The following is a 22,256-nucleotide window of genomic DNA, read 5'->3' as shown; positions in this document are numbered from 1 at the left end:
TTTGGTAAGCCTGCCCGCAGGTCGATTACAGTCTGTTCAAGAATTGCTGCTGGCCTGGCGAAAATGGTGATTTCGAGAACCGGAACGGAGCGTACTTAATGTACGTGAGTACCGGAAGCGGAGAAATTGCCATTTGCAGACGGCCAGCGGCGATTATTGGATAGACTGTTAGGCAGCGCGAACGATATCGATTAATTCGACCTCGAAAATCAGATCCTGACCGGCCAGTGGGTGGTTGGCATCGATCGTCACCACATCGCCTGCCACATCGGTTACGGTCACGATCAGCGGCGTGCCATTACCACTCTGGGCTTGAAGCCGTGTGCCGGGTGCCACATTGACATTGGCGGGGATCAGGTCGCGCGCCACCTGCTGAATTTTCTGCGGATCATGCGTGCCATAGGCTTCTTCCGCAGGCACGGTCACCCGCTGGCTACGCCCGACCTCCATGCCATCCACCTGTCGTTCAAGCCCCGAAATGATCTGGCCGGAGCCAATTTCGAACTGGAGCGGATCGCGGTCGCGGGAGGTATCGAATTGCGTGCCATCCGGCAGCAGGCCGGTGTAGTGGATGCGTACGGTATCGCCGTTTTTCGCTTGCGTCATGGTAATGTCCTTTCGTCTCAAGGGAGGCACGGGTGCAATGGGCACAGCATTGCCTCCTTGAAGCTTCCTTTTCGCCAGGCCATTTCTGGGACGTCCCGGATGGCCATAGCGGAAGCGATTCAGCCGACACACGGAAAATTCGTGAGTTGCATGACGACTATCGGAGTGTTCACACCCAAAGGTGCAAGCCTTAATAGAGGTAGGCCTGAAACGCGGCAGATCAACGGCAGCACGGTAAAAACTGGGAAAACTACAGCCCTGTGCGCCATGGATGACGCACGAAAATTATATTTAAATATTTGTATACAATAGACAATTCATTAAATTGATTCCGCTTTGAGGAATTATCCCGGAACGGGATTTTCTATTCCGCAGCGCTGCGGCGGGGGCTGGAGACCTGGGTAATATAGGCCCGCAAAGCCGCTGGACGGACGGGCTTATGCTGCACGGCAATGCCCTGCCGTTCAGCCTCCGCCCGCACGTCGGCGGTGCGGTCAGCGGTGATCAGCAGGCCGGGCACCGGCTGACCGTAGAGCGCGCGTAGGCGCAGGATCGCGCCGATGCCGCTGCCATCTCCCAGATGATAATCGGCGATGATGACGTCCGGTGCCACAGGATTGTCGCTGAAGGTCGTATCGAGATCGGTGACCGAGCCTGCGGTCATCACCGTACAGCCCCAACCGCTGATCAGCAGCCGCATGCCGTCCAGAATATCCGGCTCATTGTCGATGCACAGGATGCGCAGGCCATTAAGACTGCTCCGTAGCGCGGTCGCGGTCGCCAAATCCTCAACGGGCAACAGCGCCTTGGCGCTCTTTTCGAACGGCATGGTGACGCGAAAGCTGGTGCCTCGGCCCGGCCGGGATTCCAGCGCCACCGTCGCTTTGAGGACCCGGGCGATACGATCGACAATCGACAGGCCGAGCCCAAGCCCGCTGGCGGTCTTGATGCCTTCATCCAGCCGGGCAAATTCCTTGAACACAGTGCGGAATTTCGATGTCGGAATGCCGATGCCCGAATCCGTCACCTGAATGATCACTTGGCCGCCACGGCGGCGCGCACCAACCAGAACCTTGCCGGAGGGCGTATATTTGATGGCGTTGGAGACCAGATTCTGCACCAGCCGGCGCAAAAGGTTGGCATCGGAGCGAACGCTGAGCGTGGTCGGCAACACCACCAGTTTCAGATTTTTCTCCAGCGCCATCGGCTCAAAATCGGTTCTGATCCGCTCCAGCAGGCCTTGCAAGGGGACGGTGGCAAAACGCGGCTTCATGGCGCCCGTATCCAGCCGGGAGAGATCCAGCACCGCGCCAAGAATCTGTTCGACCGATTCCAGTGCCGAATCGATATTGCGGACCAGTCCGGCATTTTCCGACTGGCCCAACCGCTCCACCAGCGCCGAGGAATAGAGCCTTGCGGCATTGAGCGGCTGGAGAATGTCGTGACCGGCGGCGGCAAAGAACCGGGTCTTGCCGATATTGGCCTCATCGGCGCTGGCGCGAGCTTCTGCAAGTGCTGTATTTACCCGCATCAGTTCTGCCGTGCGCTCGCCCACCCGCTGTTCCAGCGTTTCATTGGCCTGTTTCAAGGCCCGGTCCGCTGCCACCTGCGGGGTGATGTCGGTGAAGGTTGCCACCAATCCCTTGTCGGGCAGGGCGTTGCAGCGCACCTCGATGATCTGGGCACCTTCGCTCAACACCAGCTGGAAGGGTTCATCGAGATGGTGGAAATTGGCAAGAACGCCCGCTTCCTCCTTGGCCGCAATGGCGCCGCGCTCGGTCAGCCGATGGACTATCGTGCTGAGTGGTACGCCGACCTGCCCCATTTCGTCTGGCAGATCGAGCAGGCTTCGAAACCGCCGGTTCCAGATGGTCAATCGGCTGCTGCTGTCAAAGACCGCTATGCCCTGATCCATCTGCGAGAGCGCGGTTTGCAGCATATCCTGGTTATAGTGCAGAGCCTCGCTTGCTTGATCGAGTAGCCAGGCGGTGTCGGCGGACGTATCCTCGGCCTTTTGCAGCACCAGCGACAGGACCAGGCGGGCCGAGGCCGAGCCGATGGCGCTGCCCAGCAATTGCTCGGTGAAATGGATGAAAGCCATGTCGGCGGGGCTATCGTCTTCCAACCGGCGACCGGCATCGCGCTCATAGCTTTTCAGTGAGCGCTCCATCCGCTCCTGGCCGAGATAACGGGCAATCGCTGTCTTCAGATCGCTGATGCTGACCCGGGTTTTCCAGCCCTTGGTAGCAAATTGCGAGCGTTGGTGGCGGCGCACGAATATGCCCGACTGGATGCGTTCAACCGGGCGAGGGTTGCGGCTGAGACTGCCAAGCACAAAGGCCAATAGGTTGATCAGCAGGGAGAGCACGGTCGCCGTCAGCAGCGGATCGGCCCCGGCGCGGCTGAAGGCATCGACACCTGGAAACAGGAAGGACAGGATGTCCGGCGCCAGATCCTTATGGGCATCAAGCCCGAAGCTTGGCAAAAGCAGCGTATAGATCCAGGTGAGAAAGCCAAGCGACAGGCCAAGAATTGCGCCCCGCGCATTGGCCCTGCGCCAGATAAGCCCGCCCAGCAGGCAAGGGGCAATCTGGGCAATGGCGGCAAAGGCCAGCAGACCGATGGAGGCAAGGCCCCGGTCATCGCTGGCCAGCCGAAAATAGGCATAGCCGAGCAGCAGCACCCCGAAAATCGCCAGGCGGCGAATGATCAGCACGGTTTTGGCGAGGCTTTGCGAGGCTTCCGGTCCATGCCGGAACCCGCGCCGCAGCAGAACCGGCAGGACGATATCGTTGGAAATCATGATGGCCAGCGCCACCGTCTCGACGATCACCATGGCGGTGGCGGCGGAAAAACCGCCGATGAAGGTGACCAGCGTGACAAATGGCAGATCATGGGTCAGCGGCAGAGAGAGAACATAGAGATCGGCATTGCCGGTGCCGTTGAAGGCCAGAAGCCCGCCAATGGCAGCTGGCAGCACGAAGAGATTGATGGCGATCAGATAAAGCGGCAGCAGCAGTCCGGCCCGGCGCAGTTCCCGATCGGTGCGGTTTTCGACCACGCTGACATGGAACTGGCGTGGTAGCATCAGGATGGCGAAGGCCGAAAGCGCAATCAGCAGCAGCCACCGGCTAAGGGGTGTCTCATAGGCCAGCGCCTCCATCACCCTTGGGCTTTCGGTTGCCGCGCGCCAGAGATCAGCCGGTCCATCGAACAGGAAGAACACCACCGTGATGCCCAGCGTGCAAAAGGCCAGCAGCTTGACCACCGATTCCATCGAGATCGCCAGGATCAACCCGTCCTGATGCTCGGTGGCATCCGTATGGCGGGTGCCGAAAATCGCGGAAAAGCAGGCAAGCGTCAGGGCAACGATCAGCGCCAGATCGACGAAATAGAGATTGCCGGTGCCGATGCCGTAGCTGGCGGGATCGACCATGACGCCGACCGAATTGGAGACGGCCTTCAGTTGAAGTGCGATATAGGGAATGGAGCCGGCCAGCGAAATCACCGTTACCAGCATGCCGACAATGGGGTTCTTGCCATAGCGGGCAGCAACGAAATCCGCGCCGGAGGTGAGCTTTTCGACCTTGGCGATTTCGATCATCCGGCGGATCAGCGGCAGGCCCAATGTCAGCATCAGGATCGGGCCGATATAGATGCCCATGAATTCGAGGCCGCGGTCCGCAGCCAGGCCGACGCCGCCGAAATAGGTCCAGGAGGTGCAATAGACCGCCAGCGACAGCCCGTAGACAAGCGGACGCCCACCGGCGGGCACGCCATTGCGGCGGCTTCGCCTGTCGCCATAGCTTGCCACCGCAAACAGCAGCAGCAGATAGGCAATCGATGCCGTGATGATCAGCCATGCCGGAAGCATCGCTTGCCCCTCCCATTCACGTGCCTCTTATAAAGCACGGTCACTTTAAGCCATGCCGCCGCCTTTTAAAATCGGGGGGCTTGTTGGCAATAAGTCGAAACCGAAACGGAATTTGCGCGTTAAAAAGACTGTTGGATTTTGGCGTTCCTGCTGAAACCGGCAATTTGGGCTTCTAAGGCAAGTCTTTATGAGGCATCTATGAAATCATCCAGTTGAATGGAGGCAGGCAAATCATGAAGGGGACAGGTGTGTTCAAAGAATTCAAGTCGTTCATTGCCAGGGGCAATGTCATGGATCTGGCCGTCGGTGTCATCATTGGTGGCGCCTTCGGTTTGATCGTTACCTCGTTGGTCAACGATATCGTCATGCCGGTGGTTGGCGTGGTGTTCGGCGGGTTCGATTTTTCCAATTATTTCCTGCCGCTCAGCGACAAGGTCACGGCCCAGACGCTGGCCGAAGCACGCAAACAGGGCGCGGTGTTCGCCTATGGCAACTTCCTGACCGTCGCCATCAATTTCGTCATTCTGGCCTGGATCATTTTCCTGATGGTCAAGGGGGTCAATGTTCTGCGTAAACAGCTGGAACATGATGAAAAACAGGGCAAGCCCACACCGCCGCCACCGGCAGACGTCGTGCTATTGACAGAGATCCGTGATTTGCTGAAGGCGCAGCAGAGCAACGGAGTTGAAGCGTCTTCAGGACGTATTGAGCCAGGCAAGCCTTGATGGTTCGCTGTCTGCTGTGCAGACAGAAAATGAGGCTGACCGAAAGGCAGTGAAACCGATGAATCCTGTTGCATTTGCAATGAGGTAGAGATGGTCTAGTGCACTGACGCGTTCACTTCGTTCATGCTTGCGTGCACTAGACTTTTGTTTATGCAGCGATTTATCCAAATTCGGCTGAAGCCTCTGTTTGGATCGCTGCACTAGGCCCTTGGTACAAGCGATTCCACGGGCCGGGACCATCACCGGAATCGATTGGTCGGCCATTCTTTCTCATAGGATTTTCTCTGGAGCTTCGGTTATGAACGACATAACTAAAGGAGCTTGTCCATGTCTTTGCCTGCCGGTCCATCCCTGATTTCCAGCCTTAGCCGCCGCGCCACATCCGCGCCGGAAAGCGGTATTGTCGAGATTATCAACTATGCGCGTGGGCGCGATAATCTCCTGCCGCTCTGGGCCGGGGAAGGCGACCTGCCGAGCCCTGATTTCATCAATCGGGCCGCAAGCGATGCGCTTCTGGGCGGCGAGACCTTCTATACCTGGCAACGCGGCATTCCCGAACTGCGTCAGGCGCTCTCTGATTACTACCGGCGGCATTTCGCCGTCAGCCTGCCGAGCGAGCATTTCTATGTGACCGGCTCCGGCATGCAGGCCATCCAGCTTGCCGTGCAGGCAATGACCGGGCCGGGCGACGAGATGATCTACCTTTCCCCCTGCTGGCCGAACATCGTCGCGGCCATCGAAATCAGTGGGGCAAAGGCTGTCGGTGTGGAGATCGGCTATGAGCATGGTGCCTGGCAGCTGGATCTCGGGCAGATCGAAAAGGCGATTACGCCCAAAACCAAGGCGCTGTTCATCAATACGCCGTCCAACCCGACCGGCTGGACGGCCAGCCTCGATGATCTGCGCGCCATTCTCGCGCTTGCCCGCAAGCACGGTCTTTGGATTCTCGCGGATGAAATCTACGCGCTTTATTATTTCGCTGGCCCCTCCCGTGCTCCTTCCTTCCTGGATGTGATGGAAGAGGGTGACCGGGTGATGTTTGGCAATTCCTTTTCCAAGAACTGGTCGATGACCGGCTGGCGGGTCGGCTGGCTGGTGGCACCACCGGAAATCGGTCAGGTACTGGAAAACCTCATTCAATATTCCACCTCTGGCGTGGCGCAGTTCATGCAGCGCGGCGCGGTGGCGGCCTTGGACCACGGCGATCAATTCGTCGCCGAAAACATCCAGCGGGCCCGCACCTCGCGCGATATCCTGCTGGATGCGCTGATTGCCACCAACAGGGTCCGTTCCGTCAAGCCGGATGGCGCGCTTTACGCCTTCATGGAAATCGATGGCGTCACCGACAGCCGGGCAGCGGCCATGGATATCGTCGATAAAACCGGCGTGGCGCTGGCGCCCGGATCGGCGTTCGGGGCAGGGGGCGGTTCGTTCCTGCGCGCCTGCTTCCTGCGCGATCCACGCCAGATCGAGGATGCGGCTGCACGGTTGAGCGATTACATTGCCCGGCTGTAGCGGCTTTCTCATTCAGTCTATAGGGGCTGTGTTGCGCCAGATGCGATTGCACCCATCTCTCTCGAATGGGAAAGAGCGGTTTATTGGCAAACCCTGATTTCGGCATTTCGCCACCTTCGAGCTTGTCCCGAGGGTCTGCTGTCGCTGAATAAGTCATTGACGTTGTTGGATTAAATTAACCTGCTTAGATGCTCGGCACAAGGCCGCGCATGACGTCGCGGATAAATGCGGGGTTTGCCAGCAGTCTGGAGGCTGCCTTAGAGTTTGTCAGGGAAAAGTGGAAACCGGTTTTCCCGAAAAGACAAACGAAAACAAGAGAAGCTAGAGTCTGTCTGGTTCAACCTGAACCTGACAGACTCTAGCCACCGCGCAATGCTGCTCAAAGACTTGCCAGAGCTTTTTAGCCGGAACGCCGACCCCTTATCAGTAGACATCCTCCAGTTTGACGACAGCTTGCCTCGCTAGGGTTGTCCGGCAGGGAGAGGTTGCCGGTTTGTGCACGATCGGCTGCCCTCCAGTTTGCGTATCTTGCCCGTCTGCGCTGGCATTTTGCGTCTGAAAAAATATCCGGCGGCAATTGGATTGAAGCCGGACAGGTTGTGAATTGGGTAGGGTAGGCAATGGTCGGCACGGAGATTGGGCGATGAAGGCGGTTATCCTGGCTGGCGGTCTCGGCACGCGGATTTCCGAAGAGACCCATTTACGGCCAAAGCCGATGATCGAGATCGGCGGGCGGCCGATCCTCTGGCACATCATGAAGCTCTATTACGCTCATGGCATCCGTGAATTCATCATCTGCTGCGGGTTTAAAGGCTATATTATCAAGGAATATTTCGCCAATTACGGTCTGCATATGTCGGATATCACCTTCGATCTCTCCGATAACCGGCTGGAATTTCATCGCAAGAGTGCCGAAAATTGGCGTGTGACCCTGATCGATACCGGTGAAAGCTCGATGACCGGAGGACGGCTGAAGCGAGTCGCGTCCTATCTCAAGGACGAGGAAGCGTTCTGCTTTACCTATGGTGATGGCCTCTCCGATCTGGATATTTCCGCCACACTGCGGTTTCACAAGGAGCATGGCAAGCTTGCGACAGTGACCGCCGTGCAGCCGCCAGCTCGCTACGGCGCCCTGAAAATGGACGGGCCGATGGTGCGTGGCTTCGTGGAAAAGCCGGTGGGCGAGGCGGGCTATATCAATGGCGGCTTCTTCGTGTTGTCGCCCAAATGCATCGACCGGATCGCTGGCGATGACATGCCGTGGGAAGCCGAACCATTGACCAGCCTTGCCGAAGACGGCGAGCTTTGCGCCTATCTGCACAACGGTTTCTGGCAGCCAATGGATACGCTGCGTGACAAGAACCACCTGGAAGATCTGTGGGCCGGTGGTAGCCCGCCATGGAAGAGCTGGTGATGATGATCGACCGACAGTTCTGGGCCGGAAAACGGGTGCTGCTGACCGGCCATACCGGCTTTAAGGGCAGCTGGCTGGCGCTTTGGCTGACGCAAATGGGCGCCCAGGTCAGCGGTCTGGCGCTTGCGCCACAGACAACGCCCAACCTGTGCGGCCTGTTGACCGGTCATGATAATCACGCCGAGGGCGGCATTTGCGATCTGCGTGACCGTATTGCGGTGGCGGCCCTCGTTGCCCGGGTAAAGCCGCAGATCGTCTTTCATCTGGCCGCCCAGCCGCTGGTGCGGCTTGGCTACCGCGATCCCGTGGCGACCTTTGAAACCAATGTGCAAGGCACGGTGCATGTGCTGGAAGCGCTTCGGATTTCCCCGGATGTGAAGTCCATCGTCGTCATCACCACCGACAAGGTCTATGAGAACGCCGAGACCGGCAAGGCCTTTGTCGAGACCGATCCGCTCGGCGGTCACGATCCCTATAGCGCCAGCAAGGCGGCGGCAGAGATCATCGTCTCCAGCTACCGGTCGTCGTTTTTTGCAGCACGCGGCGTCGGTCTTGCCACGGCGCGGGCCGGCAATGTCATCGGCGGTGGCGATTGGGCTGAGGACCGGTTGATCCCGGATGCGGTGCGCGCCTGGAGTCTCGGTGCGCCGCTCGACGTGCGCCGACCGAACGCGGTCCGCCCCTGGCAGCATGTTCTGGAGCCCTTGGCGGGTTACATCGCCATGGCCCACCATCTGTGGTGTGATCCGGCCTCGCTGACAGCGTTGAATTTCGGCCCTGACCATGCGGGTGCGGCTTGCGTTGCGGATGTTCTGTCTCTGGCCGTCAGGCATTTTGGCAGGGGCGAGGTGGTGCTGGGCGATGGCAGCGATGGTCCCCATGAAGCCGGTTATCTGATGCTCGACAGCTCCAAAGCTTGCATGACACTGGGCTACAGGCCTGTCTGGTCGCTAGAAGAAACCGTGGCGCGCACCATGAACTGGTATCGACGGCTCGCCGCTGGCGCATCGGCCAGAGACCTGTGCCTTGCCGATATCGCCGATTATGCCCATGGTCTCGGCATGGATGTGAGGCAGGCGGGATGAGCCAACGTTTCCAGCCCGAACACACCGCGATTCCCGGCCTGACGCTGTTGACCCGCAGCCGGTTTGGCGACGAACGTGGTTTTCTCAGCCGGTTGTTTTGCGGTGAAGAACTTGCAGCTTTTGGCTGGCCGGGGCCGGTCTTGCAGGTCAATGAAACCGGAACGGCACAAAAAGGCACTGTGCGTGGTATGCATTTTCAACATGCGCCTTTTGCCGAATGGAAACTGGTGACCTGCGTCGAAGGCGTGATCCTCGATGTGGCGGTGGATCTGCGTAAGGGCTCGCCGAGCTTTCTCCAGCATGTCTGCGTCGAGCTGTCGGGCAACAATTGCCGCTCGCTGCTGATCCCGCCGGGCTTTGCCCATGGCTTTCAGGCACTGAGCGACACCGTGCGGATGATTTATACCCATTCCGCGCCTTACCGTGCTGAGGCTGAAGGCGGGCTTCACCCGCAGGATGCAAGGATCGGCATCACCTGGCCTTTGCCGGTTGAGCGGCTGTCAGCCCGAGACCAGAGCCATCCGCGGATCCATGCTGATTTTGAAGGACTGATTGCATGAATTGCCGCCATTGCGGATCGCTTCGGATGCGACCCTTTCTCGATCTCGGCACCGCGCCGCCCTCCAATTCCTATGTGAAGGCCGAGGATCTGGCAAAGCCGGAGCTTTGGTATCCGTTGGTCATCCGGGTCTGCGAAGACTGCCTTTTGGTGCAGACCGAGGACTTCGCCGCCCGCGAAACCTTCTTTTCCCACGACTATGCCTATTTTTCCTCGTTTTCCTCGTCCTGGCTGGCGCATGCCAAAATCTATGTCGAGGCGATGACGGATCGCTTCGGGCTTGGCGAAGGGGCAAAAGTGGTGGAAGTGGCCGCCAATGACGGTTATCTGCTGCAATATGTGCGCGAACGCGGCATCGCCTGCCTGGGTGTGGAGCCAACGGCCAGCACGGCACGGGCCGCGCGCGACAAGGGTATTGATATCGTCGAAGAGTTTTTCGGCGTGGAACTGGCGAAAAAGCTGGTGGCCGACGGCTGGGCCGCCGATCTGACCGCCGCCAACAATGTGCTGGCGCATGTGCCTGACATCAACGATTTCGTCGCAGGCTTTGCCCAATTGCTGAAACCGGAGGGCGTTGCTACCTTCGAATTTCCGCATCTGATGAACATGATCGCCGAGCGCCAGTTCGATACGGCCTATCACGAGCATTATTCCTATCTGTCGCTGCTGGCCGTCGATCGGATTTTTGCCGCTAACGGCCTGATGGTGTTCGATGTGGAAACCACGCCCTGGCATGGCGGTAGCCTGCGGGTGCTGGCCTGCCGGGCTGACAGCAAGGCCCATGTCCGCACACCGGCTGTCGAGGCGATGCTGGCGCGTGAAAGTGCGGCCGGTCTTGATGCCGTGACCGGCTATGACGGTTTCCAGACTGAGGCCGAAGCCGTGCGCGACGATTTCCTGTCCTTCCTGATCGACTGCAACCGCAAAGGCCTGTCTGTTGCCGCCTACGGTGCAGCGGCCAAGGGCAATACGCTGTTGAACTTCGCCGGCATCAAAGCCGGTCAGATTGCTTTCGTCATCGACAAGAACCCGGCCAAGCAAGGCATGTTCCTTCCCGGAAGCCGCGTGCCGATTGTTTCGGAAGAGGTTCTGAAAACCCGTAAACCTGACAGACTGGTGATCCTCCCATGGAATCTGACGGCAGAAATCAAACAACAGCTTTCCTATATCGCCGATTGGGGTGGGAAATTCGTGACCGCGGTGCCGAACCTGACAGTCCATCCATAACGGCGGACGCCACCATAACGCAGGAGAGCCAGCCGCTTCTGCCCAGAGACACGCTGCCACGTCCCGGCGATACAATCAGCGCCAAATAGTGGCTGGCACAAAGCGTAGATCCAGGAGACCCTTGATGACCGACAAGCCAACCCTTTCGATTTGTGTGCCTTCGCGCAACCGGCAAATCTATTTCCAGAAGACCATCGAGGGCTTGCTGCGCAACACGCGTACCGATGTCGAGTTCATTTTTACCGACAATTCCGACGATCCCACCGTGATGAACGATTTCATGGCGGACCTCGCGACGGATAAGCGTATTGTCTATCTTCCTACAACCGATCGTGTCCTGTCGATGATGGACAATTGGGAGCGGACGATTCATGCCAGCCGAGGCGAGTGGGTGGTGTTCATCGGCGACGACGATTTCATCGAGCCTGACGTCGCCGGACTGATCCTGCGGATTGTCGAGATTAATCCGGCTATGGAGGCATTAACCTGGGGGATTTTGAATTATTCCTGGCCGGTTGAAGGAGAAGCGGTCTGTACCGTGGTTGTGCCGTTTGATCGAAGCGTTATGCGTGTACCCAGGGCGGAACCGATGCGCCGGATGTTTGGCTGGCACGAGTCGACATCCGTTCCAACGTCGGGCTTTTCCATTTACCATTCCGCTATCAGGCGAAGGCTGCTGGATCGGATCTATGCCAAATATCATCACCGTTACTTTGAGCATCCCGTTGTTGACTACGATATTGCGATGAAAGTGATCTGCGAAGCGCAGGACTTCGTGGTGTGCCAACGGCCATTCTCAATGCTCGGAGCCTGCCCCCAGAGCAATTCTTTTTCCATCGGTCGCTTGGAAGACACCAAGATGCGGGCCAAAATTTTCATGGACGAATTCGGCAAGAATTTTGAAGAAGACCCGACGCTGCGGGATTTCCCATTCAGCTCCTTTCTGGGCTGTACGGCGACCATTGGCGTCACCCAGCAATGGTTCCGGAAGACTTATAATGTCAACTATACGGGGTGGGAAAAGGGCTATGCAATCGCCTGCGCACTCAATACCGAAACCTATCGAGACAGGGAGGCCTTTGACATCATTCGCGCAGGTTACGAGACGGCCTTCCGCAATTGGCAGGGGGGAAGGTTTCTTTCACATTACCAACCGGTGTGGCGCGGCGACATACCCGTGACGCCCATGAGCGGTGCGACCTCTGCCGGGGTGATGGTGCTTGCCGATATCGCTGGGGCAACGTCCCCTGCCGAGCTTTGGGATGTCGTTTCGGCGATGATTGTGGCTCCCGACGATATTCTCGTCCGTCCGACAGGCTTGCGTCTGCAGAGCGAAGAGGAGTTTGCCACGAATGAACTTATGCGGCTCGAAGGAAATATGCGTGTTGGCAGTTCTGAAAAGGCAGTTCCCGGCAAGCCGGTCGCCATGCGCAATGACCGACATACCAGAGGCCGGCGGCGCTGAACTTAATCGCCTTCCTGTCTTCAAAGATCGACCAAGTTACCTACCGTGCTGCGTCACCGTCGTGGTGACTTTTCAGCCGTCCTGACGGTGAGGCAATTTATTGTTCGTTTCCTTAAATCCGCATCGATTTTGGGAGAAATTATGCAGCAAATATAGAAAGCGACAACGCCATGCGTTTATAAAACGCATGGCGTTGTCGCTTATCAAAGATCTTCCAGCCGTCACACCCGCCGCAGAAATCCATCGCGTGAAACGGTGATGGCGATTTTGTGCTCCAGCGCGTGGTCGTATTCAAGGTGCAGCGGCGTGCCATCGGCAGCCGTACGGCCTTCCTGCTCTAGGCCTCGCATATATTCCCAGACTGCGGTTCTGGGGTTGTCGCCTGGACCCCAGGGCCGTTCAGGATACATGCTTTCCGGCATGTCCTCCACCAGCGTATCCCAGACCGCGCAATAGGAGCCCTTGGAGACAAGCGGCGCGTAAAGCTCCAGTTCCTGCAAGACATGCTCATGGGTATGGTTGGAATCGAGGAAAACCATGACCTTTTCGTAGTCCTTGGCGATATCTTGGACCTGAGCAATGATGTCAGGCGCGACGGACGAGCCCTCTATCATGCTGATCTTGTGGCTCATCGGATGGGCCTCGATGGCGGCGCGGTTATGGGCGCGGATGTCGATATCGATGCCGAGCACCTTGCGGCGGCTGGACTTGGGGTCCAGCATTTCGCCTTTTTCTACAGCCTCGCAATAATCGATCATCGCCAGCATGGAGGCGCTCATCACCAGCGAGCCGCCATGGGCTATGCCGGTTTCGATCACCAAATCCGGTTTGACCGACCAGATCATCTCCTGGATGGCATAGCTGTCCTGCGGGATCTGGATGATGGGCCGGCCCAGCCAGCTGAAATTATACATATAGCCCAGCGGTATGCATGATTCGATCCAGCGATTGGACAAATCGAGGAATTCCTTGCTCTCGCCGATCGACTGGATGTTACGGCTTACCAAAGCCTTGAAATCTTCGACAGTAGTCATTGCGGGTCCGTTCAGTTATTGCCTGCCTGCGCAGACGCTAGGCTGCCTTACCTGCGTGAGCCTGACGTGTCTGCGTATAATCATGGTTGAATAAGCCAGGGTGTCCCTTGAAGACGTAAATCGGTTGGCGTCATATGGCGCGCAATGCGTTGTATTGGCGGGATCGACCTGAAATCTCCTTGGTCTGGGGTTTGCCGCAGATGAAAGATTGGAGTGGCAAGGGATGGGCAAGACTATTCTGTTGACGGGCGCGACGGGCTTTGTCGGGAGGCAGATCCACCGTGCTCTGCTGGACGCAGGGCATAGCGTGGTGGCTGTCGTCCGGCCGCACTCCGCAAGCATTCTTACGGTAGAAGGCCGTGCCGCGAGAGTGATCGAGGCGGCGGATGTCTTTGCACAATCGGCCGATTGGTGGGCGGCCCAATGCCAGGGCTGCGACGCTGTCATCCACGCCGCCTGGTATGTGGAGGCGGGAAAATACCTGGATTCGCCGCTGAATTTTCACTGCGTCACCGGCAGCCTGGCCCTGGCGCAAGGGGCTGCCCGCGCTGGCGTCACCCATTTCATCGGCCTTGGTACCTGTGTTGAATATCGCCTGCCGTCGGACCACTTGACTGTGGATTCACCCCTTGAGCCGAAGACGCTTTATGCCGCTGCGAAGCTTTCCACCTACCAGATGTTGGATCGGTATTTCGCAGGCCTTGGCCTGGGGTTTTCCTGGTGCCGGATCTTTTATCTCTACGGAGAAGGCGAACATCCGGCCCGTCTTGTGCCTTACCTGAGGCAGCGCCTCGAGCAAGGTGCCGTTGCCAAGCTTTCCAAAGGCACGCAATGGCGCGATTTTCTGGATGTGAAAGAGGCCGGAAAAATGATTGCCGGGGTGATCGATACCGGACAGACTGGCGCGATCAATATCTGTTCCGGCAAAGCAATCACCATTCGGGCGCTGGCCGAACGCATTGCCGATGACTATGGCCGTCGCGACCTGCTGGAATTCGGCACGGCGGAGATCCATCCTGCCGATCCCCTGGCGGTGGTCGGCGTGTGCAATGTTGAGGCGATCAAGCCTGCCTCAGGAGGAATGGCTGCAGGTTGATACTTTCGGCCCTCGTTTGTCAGGGAAAAGTGGAATCCGGTTTTCCCGAAAAGACTAACAAAAACAAGAGAAATGAGAGTCTGTCTGGTTCAATCTGAACCTGACTGGCTCTCATTTATCGCAACGCATTGAAGACGCCAATGTATCTGGACCTTGGCGTCAGGCACTTGCGCGGGCGTTTGGCTCCGCGATGACCCTGATTGGCGTCATCATGCTGCGCGCCACGGCGTAGAACTGCTGGGCGTTGACGGCATTGCCAATGAAGCGGTCTACCAACAGAACCTTGCCATGCAGGCCCTGCTGTCTGTCTTCATGGGGTGTGGCGGAAAAGGGCGGTGCGAAGGCCCGGACCCATGCCTGCCCCCCCGGCATGGACAGGAAGGCTCGGGAATAGGCGTCGTATTTTGTCCGAAACGGGCCAATGGAATGTTCGAAAGCGCAATCATACATGCAGGCGCGGACGAAATCCTCCCCAAAGCCTGCCCATTCGCTGCCAAGCTCCATCAGCACTCGGGCCTGAACTTCGGCAATGGCAGCCGTCAGGCCTATTCCGGCATGGAATGGAAAATCCTTGAGTGCGGATGGCACGGGACGTGGCTGGAACGGGTGTGCATGCACGGCGGACAGCGGGCGATTGCAAAAGGCCAGTGCATTGGCAAACAGCAGCACGCGGGCCGCCCACTCATAGTGCGGCACCAGGGTTAGCCAACTCAGTGCGCCGCAAGCCGAAAGGATACTGTCGATCAGGCTTCGCTTGATGGCCCCATGATAAAGACCGAAAGGCATGCGCGGCACTTGCCTTGCCTCTTTCCAGTGAAAGAAAGCCTCGAGCATCGGAGCCTTCTCAAATTCGGTAATATTATGCAGCACCGGGATCGCCACATTGGTCTTGATATGGCGTGGTGCATCCGCCAAGATCTGAAATGCACTCCATCCCAACGCATCCACATGGGGATGTTTATTTTCCAGAGAGGAGAGCAGCTCGGGAAGATCGGGCTCGATCATGTCTTCGGGATGGACAAGCGACACCCAATCGCCCTCGGCCGCAGCCAAGGTGCCGATCCAGAGTTGGGCTGCCGAAAGGGTTTCCGGTGCAGGTGGCAGAAGGCGCAAACGACTATCGCGTGCCGCTATATCCGCAAATGGTCCATGGCGATGCACGGTGTCGCCAAAGCCGGAGAGAATGATTTCCAGATCAGCGGTCGCATTCTTCAGGAGTTCCTGGACCAGATTGACTGGCAGGATATGGCCCGGCTCTACCGGAATACAGACAGAAAGCTTCGGCATTGGCATCTCACGATCTTTGGCACCATTTTCGGCAAAACTGGTTTCCACGTTTCCTGGAAATGCTCTAGGAGAACAAACTGGTGCGAGCCTTGGTGCAGCCCGTTCATGGACACACCAATCAAAGAATACCAGCGATTTTTATTTGGAAAAATGGTGCCCGGAGGCGGATTTGAACCACCGACACGCGGATTTTCAATCCGCTGCTCTACCAACTGAGCTATCCGGGCATCCTGGCCAAACAAATGCTATTGAAGCTCTGTTTGCCGTTAGGGGAAAACTTTCCCCCGGAAGCAGCGCGGTTATACCATCTAAATTTTTCATGTCCAGCGCCAAAAGACACTTTTTTGACGATGCATGTAAAAAGATTGAAAGTAATTTAAAAACAATATCTTACGATGAAATTACAATGACTGTCTCAGTTCAAAATCGACCGTCGTCATCCGGGTTGGATTCGTCTTCGGCCACGGGAATAGCATAGGAGCCTTTCAGCCAGCGCGACAGATCCTGCGTGCGGCAGCGGTCGGAGCAGAAGGGGTAGTGTTCGCGGTGGGATGGATGGCCGCATTCCGGGCAGGGCAGGGGTTTGCGCAAGGGTTCTACCTTGGCAGTATGTTCTGGTTCGTCACTCATTTGTTATCCTTTGCTTGGCATCAGCCTTAACTCGCTGGCTCTTGCCTGCTGGGCGGCTACCCTTCCGACCAGCGGGCCTGCACATCCATGCCTTCGCCTGCCAGCAATTGCACGGTTTCATACAGGGGCAGGCCGACGACGTTAGAATAAGAGCCGACCAGTTTTTGCACAAAGCTGCCAGCAATGCCCTGGATGGCATAGGCACCAGCCTTGCCGCGCCATTCACCGGATAGAATATAGGCATTGATGTCCGCTTCCGACAGACGCTTGAAGCGCACCTTGCTTTCCACCACCCTCTGGCGGATCTTGCGATCCGGGGTAATCAGGCAGACACCGGTAAACACCCAGTGATTGCGGCCCGAAACCAGATTGAGCGCGGCAATGGCCTCATCGCTGTATTCGGTTTTCGGCAGCACCCGACGGCCAACGGCAACCACCGTATCGGCCGCCAGGATGAAAGCGCCTTTCCAATCCGCCTCGTCAGCACAGGCCTCCAGGGCGGCTTTGGCCTTGTCGGTTGCCAAGCGGCGCGCCAGCGAGCGCGGCTGCTCGTTCTTTAGGGGGCTTTCGTCCAGATCCATCGGCATCAGCCGATCGGCTTCCAGCCCCACCTGCCGCAGCAGTTCGACGCGGCGGGGGGAGCCTGAGGCCAGGATCAGCTTGCGTTTGCCGGCCATAGGCGGCTCCTCGCCGTTACTTGAAGCGATAGGTGATACGGCCCTTGGTCAGGTCGTAGGGTGTCATTTCCACCAGGACCTTGTCGCCAGCCAGAACTCGGATGCGGTTCTTGCGCATACGGCCAGCCGTATGGGCGATAATTTCATGTTCGTTTTCGAGCTTCACCCGGAATGTGGCGTTCGGCAGCAGTTCCGTAACGACACCGGGGAATTCGAGGACTTCTTCTTTAGCCATTGATGCCTTGTCTTTCTGTGTGTTTCGTCGAGGCGGCTACCGCCCCGGTCAAAATGTGGCCGGAACCTACACAATCACTGGGCTTTTGTGAACCTTGTAGATCGGGCTTTTCGAATTTGTTTCAAACACCGCCAAGCGGGCTTGTTCCTGGCCGTTTGAAGCGTTGCTCGATCAGCACCGCCAGCCGGTCTCGCACCTCGCGATAGGCGGCCAGTTGCTGGTCGCGGGTATCGGCCTCGATGGTTGGGTCATGCATAGGCCAATACACCACCTCAACGGAAGAGGAGCGAGTCAGTTCCAGGGCGGCATGATGCGCTTCGGGAGCCAGAGTGACAACGAGGTCGAAAAAGTCGTCCTCCAGTTCGTCCAGGGTCTGCGGTTGACGCTTGCCCAGCGAAAGCCCGATTTCATCCAGCACCACATCAACGAAAGGATCGCGTTCGCCATGCCGCACGCCCGCCGAGGCCACATAGACACCTGATGGCAGTAACCTCTTGGCAAGGGCCTCGGCCATGGGCGAGCGCACGGCATTCATACCGCAGAGGAACAGCACGGAGTGAGGTATGGCCTTCTCTTGGCTGTGATCGGCGCCGATGCCGGTGGGATCTTTGGTCGGGTCGCTCATGCCAGACGCCTCAGCCGCGCCAATACAACACGCAGACCAGCGTGAAGAGTCGTCGAGCACTGTCGAAATCGAGATTGATCTTGCCTTTCAGCCGGTCTTTCAAAGTTTGCGAGCCATCGTTGTGAATGCCGCGCCGCCCCATGTCGATTGCTTCGATCTGGCTGGGCGTGGACGAGCGGATCGCTTCGTAATAGCTTTCGCAGATCATGAAATAGTCTTTGATGATCCGCCTGAGCGGCGTCAGCGACAGGATATGGGTGGCGACAGCCTCGCCATCCTGCGTGGTGATGGTGAAGACCAGCCGGGCATTCACAAGAGACAGGCTGAGGCGATAAGGGCCACCTGGATGACCGACCGGCTCGAAAGAGTTTTCCTCGATCAGATCGAAAATCGCCACCGCCCGCTCATGCTCGACATCCGGCGTCGAGCGCCCGATTGTCTCATCGAGAACGACATCGAAAAGCTTGAAGTCGCCCTTGGCCATCAGCTATTCCTCAAGATTGAGCCGGATGGCGACGGATCGTGCATGGGCGTCCAGCCCTTCGCTCTTGGCCAGAGCAATTGCTGCCGGCGCCAATTGCCTAAGCTGTTGCGGGCCGAGCCGTAATATCGATGTGCGCTTGACGAAATCCAGCACTGACAGGCCGGATGAAAACCGCGCCGAACGGGCCGTTGGCAGGACGTGATTGGAGCCGCCGACATAATCGCCGATCACTTCCGGCGTATGGCGACCGATGAAGATCGCGCCAGCATTGCGAATGCCCGCCATCAACGTCTCGGGATCGGCGACAGCCAGTTCGAGATGCTCGGCGGCAATGCGATTGGCAAGCGGCACGGAGGCGCCAAGGTTCGGGACAATGACCAGCGCGCCAAAATCCTGCCAGCTGGCGCTGGCAGTTTCGCTGCGGTTCAATGTTTTCAATTGCCGTTCGACGGCCGCTTCAACCGCTTTGGCAAAATCTGGATTGTCGGTGATCAGGATCGATTGAGCGCCCCGGTCGTGTTCGGCCTGCGCCAGCAGATCGGCGGCAATCCAGTCTGGGTCATTATCCTTGTCGGCGATCACAAGCACTTCCGATGGGCCTGCGATCATGTCGATGCCAACAGTGCCGAACACATGGCGCTTGGCGGCAGCCACATAGGCATTGCCGGGGCCGACGATCTTGGCGACCGGTTCGATGGTTTGCGTGCCATAAGCGAGTGCGGCGACAGCCTGAGCGCCACCGATCCGGTAGATTTCCGTCACGCCCGCAATTTTTGCCGCAGCCAGCACCGTGGGATTGATGGCACCGCCGGAGGCCGGCACGACCATGACGACGCGCGGCACGCCAGCAACACGGGCCGGAACGGCATTCATCAGTACGGAACTGGGATAGCTTGCGGTGCCGCCCGGCACATAGAGGCCAACCGCATCGATGGCTGTCCAGCGGGAGCCGAGGCCGACGCCGATGGCGTCTTCGTAAATATCGTCCTTGGGCATCTGGCGGGCGTGGTGGCGCTCAATGCGCTCTGCGGCAAGGTGCAGCGCGTCGATCAGTTCAGGCGAGACCTCGGCAAAGGCCGCATCGATTTCAGCTTCGGTGACGCGCATGGGCGTCACTGTGAAATCCAGCCCATCGAACCTGTGCGAATATTCCGCCAAGGCGGCATCGCCGCGCGCCCGCACATCGTCGATAATGGTTCTGACGACTGCGTTTACATCCTCGGACACTTCCCGCTTGGTGGTGAGAAATGCGGCAAACCGCGCCTCGAAATCATCCGATGCCTGCTCAAGCCAAACTGCCACTGCGCCTAATTCCTTCTTCCGGCCCGCCTATTCCTCAGGCTCCGGGATGCCGGGGCCTTGATGTGGTTTCCCACGCGCCGCCGGTATCTGCAAGCTGTACTTCAATGCATTCAACATCCAAAGCAATGGTGGCGCCCGCCGCGCATACCAGCTCCACCCGGCCTTCCGGGCCATTCCCCTTGCCATCACCTTGGGCGGCGGTGAAGGTCACAGCCAGCAGGTTCATCACCTGGTCCTTGTCCGTCTGGCTTATGCCGATGGAGCGCACCGCCTGCACTCGTTTGATGGTGAGTAAGGCCCGGCGGCGCTCGAAGCTCTTGGTGCGGCGAAATATTCCGCCGCCTTTTCCGGCTTTCTCCCAGACGAAACGGTTGACAGCGACGGAAAACACACCGGACTTTGCCGCATAATCCACATCCGCCGGCTTGAACACCGCATCCTGCATATGGGCAGACAGAATGGCGAGATCTTCCTCGTCCAGCGATAGAAGCTTGAGATCGGTCATCAGCATGGCCCCGCTATTGCACTTGCTCTTGCAGATAGGTTGCCCGCCGTCATTAAGCAACGGGCAGCCTTGCTTGAAGAGCTTGAAATATAGGCGTGGTCAGTCGCTGATTCGTTCCACAATCGCGCCGCAGCGGGTCAGCTTTTCTTCCAGCCGCTCGAAGCCGCGGTCCAGATGGTAGACGCGGTTGACCAAAGTTTCGCCCTCGGCGGCAAGCCCGGCGATGACCAGAGAGACGGAGGCGCGCAGGTCGGTCGCCATCACTGGCGCGCCCCTTAGGCGCTGTACGCCTTCGATGCGGGCCGTCTGGCCGCTGAGGGTGATCTTGGCGCCAAGTCGCGCCAGTTCCTGCACATGCATGAAGCGGTTTTCGAAAATCGTTTCCGTCACATGTGCCACGCCCTGGGCGCGGGTCATCAGGCCCATGAACTGCGCCTGCAAGTCAGTCGGGAAACCTGGAAACGGCTCGGTGACGATATCGACCGGACGAATGGCGTCGCCATGGCCGATGACGCGAATACCGTCCTCGATGGCAGAGACTTCGGCCCCAGCCCGGCGCAGCGCTTCGACGGCGGTGTCGAGCAGGGTGATATCGGTGCCTTCCAGCGTCACGTCGCCGCCGGTCATGGCCACGGCCATGGCATAGGTGCCGGTCTCGATCCGGTCCGGCAGAACCCGGTGGCGGGCACCAGACAGGCTGGTAACACCTTCGATGGTGATCGTGGCTGTACCTTGACCGGTAATTTTCGCGCCCATGGCGTTCAGGCAATTGGCAAGATCCACCACTTCCGGCTCGCGTGCTGCATTGTGGATCACCGTCGTGCCGCGTGCCAGCGATGCCGCCATCAGCATGACGTGGGTGGCGCCAACGGAAACCTTGGGGAATGTGTAGCTCGCGCCAATCAAGCCGCCCTTCGGAGCGGTGGCTTCGATATAGCCGCTGTCGATCTCCAGAGTGGCGCCCAGCGCGCGCAGACCGTCGATGAACAGATCGACCGGGCGGGTGCCGATGGCGCAGCCACCGGGCAGCGAGACGCGGGCCTTGCCCTCACGCGCGAGAAGCGGGCCGATCACCCAGAAGCTGGCGCGCATTTTGGAGACCAGCTCATAGGGTGCATTGGTATCGACAATGGTGCGGCAGGTGAAATGGATGGTACGGGAATAGCTGCCAGACTGGCGCTCGCGCCGCCCATTGACGGCAATATCGACGCCATGATTGCCCAGAATGCGCAATAGCAGTTCAACATCGGCCAGATGCGGCACATTTTCCAGCGTCAGCGTGTCGCTGGTCAGGAGCGAGGCGATCATCAAGGGCAGGGCGGCGTTTTTGGCGCCGGAGATTGGAATGATGCCGTTAAGGGCGTTGCCGCCGACAATCCTGATACGATCCATAAAGAGTGATCAGGGGGCAAGGCCTGCCCCCGCCTTTCTTGGTTTGAAGAGTGTGTCGCGCCATGACAGCAAAAAGTGGCACTGCAATGCACGCGGTGTTTAGAGGAAAACCGCCAGCCGTTCAATTCGCTGTGTCAGGTTTCGCTGTTTGAGGTTTCAGTGTCATCCGGTTGGGGCAAATGTGCGGCGGGCAATCCATCTGTTTCATCGGCGCCGCCAGCCCGGCGTGCCCGCGCCTGGCTTTTGCGGCGCATCAGGTTTTCTCGCAATTTCTGAGCCGCCCGCTCACGCCGGCGCTCGGCCTGCGCCTGGGTGTTCAGCGCAGCAATCCGCTTGGCTTCTGCCACGCGCTCGGCTTTGGATGTATCGGTCTCGTCTGTCATAGCGGCGTCATAGCGCAAATGTGGATAAACCGGAAGATAGGCAAGGTTTTGCTATTTTATTCGCCCAACCACGTTTTGCTGCTTGCGCGCCCCGTCATCCTGTGGCAATAGCCCACTCGTTCCGCAGCGGCACAGT

The 22,256-nt window shown here is 58.4% G+C and carries 21 protein-coding genes and 1 tRNA gene; 8 read left to right on the top strand and 14 right to left on the bottom strand.

Annotated elements, in window-relative coordinates:
- Nucleotides 1-168: 168 nt before the first annotated feature.
- Nucleotides 169-606, bottom strand: coding sequence for an FKBP-type peptidyl-prolyl cis-trans isomerase (locus H1Y61_RS16805; RefSeq protein WP_180573257.1), 438 nt, complete (start codon nt 604-606; stop codon nt 169-171).
- A 364-nt stretch (nt 607-970) separates the two neighbouring features.
- Nucleotides 971-4,480 (bottom strand): PAS domain-containing hybrid sensor histidine kinase/response regulator, encoded by a 3,510-nt coding sequence (locus tag H1Y61_RS16800; RefSeq protein ID WP_180573256.1) that lies wholly within the window; start codon nt 4,478-4,480, stop codon nt 971-973.
- Between the two features lie 248 nt (nt 4,481-4,728).
- Between H1Y61_RS16800 and mscL the strand changes: the two genes are divergently transcribed.
- The 7 genes from mscL (at nt 4,729) to H1Y61_RS16765 (ending at nt 12,470) form a co-directional block, all read left to right on the top strand.
- A complete protein-coding gene (gene mscL, locus H1Y61_RS16795; RefSeq protein ID WP_139191304.1) occupies nt 4,729-5,205 on the top strand; it encodes a large conductance mechanosensitive channel protein MscL in 477 nt (158 codons plus the stop codon).
- Between the two features lie 327 nt (nt 5,206-5,532).
- Complete coding sequence (locus H1Y61_RS16790) at nt 5,533-6,720, top strand: pyridoxal phosphate-dependent aminotransferase (protein WP_180573255.1); 1,188 nt, start codon at nt 5,533-5,535, stop codon at nt 6,718-6,720.
- A gap of 643 nt (nt 6,721-7,363) precedes the next feature.
- Complete coding sequence (gene rfbF, locus H1Y61_RS16785; protein ID WP_015914874.1) at nt 7,364-8,134, top strand: glucose-1-phosphate cytidylyltransferase; 771 nt, start codon at nt 7,364-7,366, stop codon at nt 8,132-8,134.
- Nucleotides 8,119-9,219: a CDP-glucose 4,6-dehydratase gene (gene rfbG / locus H1Y61_RS16780; RefSeq protein ID WP_180573254.1), complete on the top strand. Its 1,101-nt coding sequence runs from the start codon at nt 8,119-8,121 to the stop codon at nt 9,217-9,219. Before rfbF ends, rfbG begins: the two co-directional genes overlap by 16 nt.
- Entirely contained in the window at nt 9,216-9,779 is a 564-nt protein-coding gene (locus H1Y61_RS16775) for a dTDP-4-dehydrorhamnose 3,5-epimerase family protein (RefSeq protein WP_180573253.1), read from the top strand. The genes rfbG and H1Y61_RS16775 overlap by 4 nt, the downstream gene beginning before the upstream one ends.
- Before the next feature lie 26 nt (nt 9,780-9,805).
- Nucleotides 9,806-11,005 (top strand): class I SAM-dependent methyltransferase, encoded by a 1,200-nt coding sequence (locus H1Y61_RS16770; protein ID WP_235680776.1) that lies wholly within the window; start codon nt 9,806-9,808, stop codon nt 11,003-11,005.
- A gap of 124 nt (nt 11,006-11,129) precedes the next feature.
- On the top strand, nt 11,130-12,470 hold the full coding sequence (locus H1Y61_RS16765; RefSeq protein ID WP_180573251.1) for a glycosyltransferase family 2 protein: 1,341 nt from the start codon (nt 11,130-11,132) through the stop codon (nt 12,468-12,470).
- Nucleotides 12,471-12,691: 221 nt separating this feature from the next.
- Here the strand turns inward: H1Y61_RS16765 and H1Y61_RS16760 are convergent, their stop codons facing one another.
- Nucleotides 12,692-13,504, bottom strand: a complete 813-nt coding sequence (locus H1Y61_RS16760; RefSeq protein WP_180573250.1) for a cephalosporin hydroxylase family protein — start codon at nt 13,502-13,504, stop codon at nt 12,692-12,694.
- A 223-nt stretch (nt 13,505-13,727) separates the two neighbouring features.
- On the opposite strand from H1Y61_RS16760, the gene H1Y61_RS16755 reads away from it, so the two are divergent.
- Nucleotides 13,728-14,600, top strand: coding sequence for an NAD-dependent epimerase/dehydratase family protein (locus tag H1Y61_RS16755; protein ID WP_180573249.1), 873 nt, complete (start codon nt 13,728-13,730; stop codon nt 14,598-14,600).
- Between the two features lie 159 nt (nt 14,601-14,759).
- Here the strand turns inward: H1Y61_RS16755 and H1Y61_RS16750 are convergent, their stop codons facing one another.
- The 11 genes from H1Y61_RS16750 to H1Y61_RS16700 all read right to left on the bottom strand — a co-directional run bounded on the left by H1Y61_RS16750 (nt 14,760) and on the right by H1Y61_RS16700 (nt 22,120).
- Nucleotides 14,760-15,887, bottom strand: a complete 1,128-nt coding sequence (locus tag H1Y61_RS16750; RefSeq protein ID WP_180573248.1) for a hypothetical protein — start codon at nt 15,885-15,887, stop codon at nt 14,760-14,762.
- 151 nt (nt 15,888-16,038) lie between these two features.
- Nucleotides 16,039-16,114 (bottom strand) — tRNA-Phe (locus H1Y61_RS16745).
- Nucleotides 16,115-16,307: 193 nt separating this feature from the next.
- On the bottom strand, nt 16,308-16,517 hold the full coding sequence (gene yacG / locus H1Y61_RS16740) for a DNA gyrase inhibitor YacG (RefSeq protein WP_015914881.1): 210 nt from the start codon (nt 16,515-16,517) through the stop codon (nt 16,308-16,310).
- A gap of 56 nt (nt 16,518-16,573) precedes the next feature.
- Nucleotides 16,574-17,194 carry a Maf-like protein gene (locus tag H1Y61_RS16735; protein ID WP_180573247.1) on the bottom strand — a complete coding sequence of 207 codons (621 nt, stop codon included), beginning with the start codon at nt 17,192-17,194 and terminating at the stop codon, nt 16,574-16,576.
- Between the two features lie 16 nt (nt 17,195-17,210).
- A complete protein-coding gene (infA, locus tag H1Y61_RS16730; RefSeq protein WP_004435948.1) occupies nt 17,211-17,429 on the bottom strand; it encodes a translation initiation factor IF-1 in 219 nt (72 codons plus the stop codon).
- Between the two features lie 121 nt (nt 17,430-17,550).
- Entirely contained in the window at nt 17,551-18,054 is a 504-nt protein-coding gene (locus H1Y61_RS16725; RefSeq protein WP_180573246.1) for an arsenate-mycothiol transferase ArsC, read from the bottom strand.
- Between the two features lie 10 nt (nt 18,055-18,064).
- Nucleotides 18,065-18,538, bottom strand: coding sequence for a UPF0262 family protein (locus H1Y61_RS16720; protein ID WP_087727250.1), 474 nt, complete (start codon nt 18,536-18,538; stop codon nt 18,065-18,067).
- Between the two features lie 3 nt (nt 18,539-18,541).
- Complete coding sequence (hisD, locus tag H1Y61_RS16715; RefSeq protein WP_180573245.1) at nt 18,542-19,840, bottom strand: histidinol dehydrogenase; 1,299 nt, start codon at nt 19,838-19,840, stop codon at nt 18,542-18,544.
- Between the two features lie 34 nt (nt 19,841-19,874).
- Nucleotides 19,875-20,345, bottom strand: a complete 471-nt coding sequence (locus H1Y61_RS16710; RefSeq protein ID WP_180573244.1) for a DUF2948 family protein — start codon at nt 20,343-20,345, stop codon at nt 19,875-19,877.
- A gap of 99 nt (nt 20,346-20,444) precedes the next feature.
- Nucleotides 20,445-21,737, bottom strand: coding sequence for a UDP-N-acetylglucosamine 1-carboxyvinyltransferase (murA, locus tag H1Y61_RS16705; RefSeq protein WP_015914887.1), 1,293 nt, complete (start codon nt 21,735-21,737; stop codon nt 20,445-20,447).
- 134 nt (nt 21,738-21,871) lie between these two features.
- Nucleotides 21,872-22,120: a hypothetical protein gene (locus H1Y61_RS16700; RefSeq protein WP_015914888.1), complete on the bottom strand. Its 249-nt coding sequence runs from the start codon at nt 22,118-22,120 to the stop codon at nt 21,872-21,874.
- Between the last annotated feature and the right edge of the window lie 136 nt (nt 22,121-22,256).

Source organism: Agrobacterium vitis, assembly GCF_013426735.1.
Taxonomy (GTDB): Bacteria; Pseudomonadota; Alphaproteobacteria; order Rhizobiales; family Rhizobiaceae; genus Allorhizobium; species Allorhizobium vitis_D.
The sequence above is the reverse complement of the archived record's forward strand: the minus strand, read 5'-3'. Positions and strand labels throughout refer to the sequence as shown.

Bases quoted from the DNA above. Each gene is read 5' to 3' on its own strand.
- H1Y61_RS16765 (WP_180573251.1), top strand. From the start codon at position 11,130: ATGACCGACAAGCCAACCCTTTCGATTTGTGTGCCTTCGCGCAACCGG.
- H1Y61_RS16805 (WP_180573257.1), bottom strand. From the start codon at position 606: ATGACGCAAGCGAAAAACGGCGATACCGTACGCATCCACTACACCGGC.
- infA (WP_004435948.1), bottom strand. From the start codon at position 17,429: ATGGCTAAAGAAGAAGTCCTCGAATTCCCCGGTGTCGTTACGGAACTG.
- H1Y61_RS16775 (WP_180573253.1), top strand. From the start codon at position 9,216: ATGAGCCAACGTTTCCAGCCCGAACACACCGCGATTCCCGGCCTGACG.
- rfbF (WP_015914874.1), top strand. From the start codon at position 7,364: ATGAAGGCGGTTATCCTGGCTGGCGGTCTCGGCACGCGGATTTCCGAA.
- murA (WP_015914887.1), bottom strand. From the start codon at position 21,737: ATGGATCGTATCAGGATTGTCGGCGGCAACGCCCTTAACGGCATCATT.
- H1Y61_RS16800 (WP_180573256.1), bottom strand. From the start codon at position 4,480: ATGCTTCCGGCATGGCTGATCATCACGGCATCGATTGCCTATCTGCTG.
- H1Y61_RS16760 (WP_180573250.1), bottom strand. From the start codon at position 13,504: ATGACTACTGTCGAAGATTTCAAGGCTTTGGTAAGCCGTAACATCCAG.
- H1Y61_RS16770 (WP_235680776.1), top strand. From the start codon at position 9,806: ATGCGACCCTTTCTCGATCTCGGCACCGCGCCGCCCTCCAATTCCTAT.
- H1Y61_RS16725 (WP_180573246.1), bottom strand. From the start codon at position 18,054: ATGAGCGACCCGACCAAAGATCCCACCGGCATCGGCGCCGATCACAGC.
- H1Y61_RS16710 (WP_180573244.1), bottom strand. From the start codon at position 20,345: ATGACCGATCTCAAGCTTCTATCGCTGGACGAGGAAGATCTCGCCATT.
- H1Y61_RS16720 (WP_087727250.1), bottom strand. From the start codon at position 18,538: ATGGCCAAGGGCGACTTCAAGCTTTTCGATGTCGTTCTCGATGAGACA.
- H1Y61_RS16700 (WP_015914888.1), bottom strand. From the start codon at position 22,120: ATGACAGACGAGACCGATACATCCAAAGCCGAGCGCGTGGCAGAAGCC.
- rfbG (WP_180573254.1), top strand. From the start codon at position 8,119: ATGGAAGAGCTGGTGATGATGATCGACCGACAGTTCTGGGCCGGAAAA.
- yacG (WP_015914881.1), bottom strand. From the start codon at position 16,517: ATGAGTGACGAACCAGAACATACTGCCAAGGTAGAACCCTTGCGCAAA.
- H1Y61_RS16750 (WP_180573248.1), bottom strand. From the start codon at position 15,887: ATGCCGAAGCTTTCTGTCTGTATTCCGGTAGAGCCGGGCCATATCCTG.
- H1Y61_RS16790 (WP_180573255.1), top strand. From the start codon at position 5,533: ATGTCTTTGCCTGCCGGTCCATCCCTGATTTCCAGCCTTAGCCGCCGC.
- H1Y61_RS16735 (WP_180573247.1), bottom strand. From the start codon at position 17,194: ATGGCCGGCAAACGCAAGCTGATCCTGGCCTCAGGCTCCCCCCGCCGC.
- H1Y61_RS16755 (WP_180573249.1), top strand. From the start codon at position 13,728: ATGGGCAAGACTATTCTGTTGACGGGCGCGACGGGCTTTGTCGGGAGG.